The 3,434-nt window shown below is 68.7% G+C and carries 2 protein-coding genes; one reads left to right on the forward strand and one right to left on the reverse strand.

Translation table 11 applies throughout. From position 1 onward, the window contains the following. Window positions 1-2,391 (reverse strand): mechanosensitive ion channel family protein (locus EA346_RS00295; RefSeq protein WP_296754175.1); only part of this gene is annotated, 2,391 nt, incomplete at its 3' end. A 397-nt stretch (window positions 2,392-2,788) separates the two neighbouring features. Between EA346_RS00295 and EA346_RS00300 the strand changes: the two genes are divergently transcribed. Beyond that, on the forward strand, window positions 2,789-3,434 hold a 646-nt coding region (locus EA346_RS00300; RefSeq protein ID WP_296754178.1), incomplete at its 3' end, for a LysR family transcriptional regulator.

The following is a 3,434-nucleotide window of genomic DNA, read 5'->3' on the forward strand; positions in this document are numbered from 1 at the left end:
CGGGTAATCCAGCGAGCCGCTGATGGAGGCCTTCTCCTGCCAGTCGAAATCCGGGAACGGCAGCGCATTCTCGCCGCGCCAGCGCGCCACCTCGGCCTCGGCGGCCTGCACGCGCTCGGCGTCCGGGGTATTATCCTCGGCGCGGTAGTGCATCGCCGAGGGGAAGGCGAACTGCGCGCCCGCGCCAGCCACCAGGGCCATGATACGCAGATAGACGTCCTCGCGCACCGCCTGGAATTCGCCGATATCCGAGGTCAGCACATAGGCGAATATCGAGATATCGAGCGAATGCGACCCGAAGCCCGCGAACCGCACGCGCACCGGGTCCGCGCTTATGCGCGGGTGCGCGATCAGCAGCTTGCGCAACTCCACCAGCACATAGCGCAGCTGGTCCTCGGTCGTCTCGTAGCGCAGTTGCAGCGTGGTCTGCAGCCAGATCCGGTCGCGCCGCGCGAAATTCTCGATCTGCATGTTGGAGAATTCGGCGTTGGGAATGGTCACCAGCGTGCGATCCAGCGTGCGGATCCGGGTGGAGCGCAGGCCGATCTGCTCCACCGTGCCCATCGTCTCGCCGAAGCTGCAGAAATCGCCGACCTTGATCGGCCGGTCGGAATAGAGGGTGATGCCTGCGAACAGGTTGCCCAGCGCGGGCTGGACCGCCAGCGCGACCGCCAGGCCGCCGACACTGATGCCGGCCACCAGCCCCTGCCAGGGGATGTTGAGAACCTGCGCGGCCATGACCACGCCGATCACATAGACCAGGATGCGGACAACCCGGCGCACCAGATCGATGATGGTCTGCTGGTGCTGGTCGGCCAGTTCGCTGGACGATCGGACCCCCGCCACCCAGTCCACAAGGCGCCCCACGGCCAGGGTCGCCGCGAGGATCAGCAGAATCCATGCGATCGCCGTGGTGACCCGTCCGACCTCGTCAGGCACCGCCAGCACGATGTCGCCCAGAAGCACCGCCGAGCCGATCGCGACCGAGACCCCCATCAACTGAAAGCCATCGAGGACCCTGACAGCCGGGGCCGCGTCCTCAGCGTCCTGCCGCATGGCCCGTCGTTCCAGCCATCCGAGCGGAAATGCCAGCAGACTCCCCAGCAGACCGCCGATGACGATCATGGCCAGAAGCCCCAACCACTGCCACAACTCCATCGCGCCGACCCGCTGCAACAGCACAGGGGCATTCTGGCGCACGAGCGCCCGGCTCTGGAAAAAGGCGTCGCCCACGGGAAGGGCCGCGACCCCGGGCGCCAGCGGCATCTCGTCCATGGCGGCATAGAGACTGCGGATGTTGCGCAGCGTGTCCGGGGTGAATTGCCAGACGATGCCCTCGGGCGTCTCCACCGGGGCGATGGCGATGTCGCCCACGGGATGCTGGAAATGGATGTAGGGGGCGTCCGCCACGGGATCGTCGGGCAGTTCCTGCCAGATCAGGAACCCCACGCGGTCCAGGGTCAGCTTCAGGAACCGCGCCAGCAGCGGCCCCTCGCGGCCATGCAGCGCCGCGCCGATCTCGGACATGTCCAGCGTCGCGATGACCGCATCCGAGGGATTGGCCGGCGCCGCCACCAGGCCGGTGATCAAGGTGCGCATCGTGTCGCGCGGCGAGGCGCGGTCCGGGTCCGGCAGCAACACCCCCTCCAACCGGTCGAGCCGCGCTGCGTCCAGTTCGGCGCGCAGGGCCCGCAGCTCGTCGGCCGGGGGCGGCAGGATGTACCAGCGGATGCCGATCTGGCGGAATTCCAGCGCAAGCGACACATCCGTACCGGCCTGCGCCAGATCGACCGTGACAGTGGGCGCATCCGCCCCCGCCGGCAGATCCCACAGGCGCACCGTCATCCGGTCCAGCACCTTGAACAGCAGGCGGACATGGTCGATCCGACTGACGCCCGTATCCGCCTCATCGGCCGGGAACAGAAGTGCTGCGGCCCGCCCCAGCAGGTCGGCGCTGCCCGGCCCGACCGCGTTCATGGTGGTCAGAAAGGCGCCGAGCGTGTCACCGGGGGTCCATTGCGCCAGCAGATCGCCGTCCGTTTCCGACGTGATCGCGCGCGCGCCGGTCCACCACTCCCCCGAGGCATAGCGGCCGGAGAAGCTGTCGCCCTCACGCGATTGCACGAAGACGAAGGTGCCCTCGCCGCCATTGCTGCGCCAGCTGCCCTCCAGCTTGCGCCCGACGCTGCGGGCCTCGATCTCGCCGTCGAACAGGGGATAGGTGCCGGTGACGCGGTCGCCCTCCTGGCTCAGGATCAGTCGCGCGCCGCCGCCGCGCCAGATGGTGTCCCACTCGCCCGACCAGTCCACCGGCTCGCTGGCGGCCACCGACAGCATGCAGATCAGCCAGATCAACGGCAGCAGCGCCAGTCGGCCCATCTGGCGGGCCACCGCCGTGCTCCTCGACAGACCGGACGCACGCGCCGCCCGACCTTGCATGTCGTCACCGCGATCGATGCAGGACGTCCGGGGGTCTGTCGGCGCGGCGATGCCAGCCGTTGACCACCCCCGCGCAGACCGGGTGCCGCCACGTGGCGCGGGCGCCCCGTCGACACGCCCGCCGACCCCGGTCGCACGGGTATCCATCATGCCCCCTCCATGGGTCTACCTCGATCATCGGGGGCCGCGACCGATAAGTCGGTGCGCCGATCGCGCGCGTTCAGGTCGGCGGTGGCGCATGCCGCGACCGCGTGGCGACCACCGGCGGTGTGCCCCGGCGCCGGCTTGGATTGTAATTTGGACCCCGTCCAATGTATAATTGCACCCGTACAATGCAGGAATGGTATCAATGCGGAGCGTTCGGGACCTGAAGATCGTGCGCTCCCTGGCCAGGCATCGCAACTTCGCGAGAGCCAGCGAGGAGCTGGCGATGTCCCAGCCAAACCTCAGCCGCGCCCTTGCCCGCCTCGAAGAGCAGATCGGCGCGCCCTTGTTCGAACGCAGCCGCACCTCGGTCCTGCCCACCGCCTATGCCGAGATCGTCCTCGAAAGATGCGACCCCCTCATCGAGGGCTTCGACGAGATCAACCGGGCGCTGGAGGCCAGACGGATCGAGGCCGAGACGGGCTTTCGCATCTCCGTCGGCCCCTATTCGGCGGTGGCCGTGGGGGTCACGGGGTTCCTCGCACATCTGACCGCCCATCGCAGCGCCCGCGGCCAGCTGGTCACGCGGGACTGGCGCACCTGCCTGGAGGATGTGCTGGAGCGGCGCAGCGATCTCGCCATCACGAGCACCCAGTCGGCCGAGGCCTTTCCCGAACTCGAGGCCGAGTCGCTTGGCGGCGGGCCCCTGGCGTTCTTCTGCGCCCGCACCCATCCCCTCGCACAGGCCGAGCGCATCGAATGGTCGGACCTGATGCGCTTTCCCTGGGCCAATACCGTCTTGCGCCCCCACTGGCTGCGGTTCCTGCCCGAGGATCTGGGCGCAGCGGGCC

The organism is Thioalkalivibrio sp. (genome assembly GCF_007692535.1).
In the GTDB taxonomy this organism is placed as follows: Bacteria; Pseudomonadota; Gammaproteobacteria; order Ectothiorhodospirales; family Ectothiorhodospiraceae; genus Thioalkalivibrio.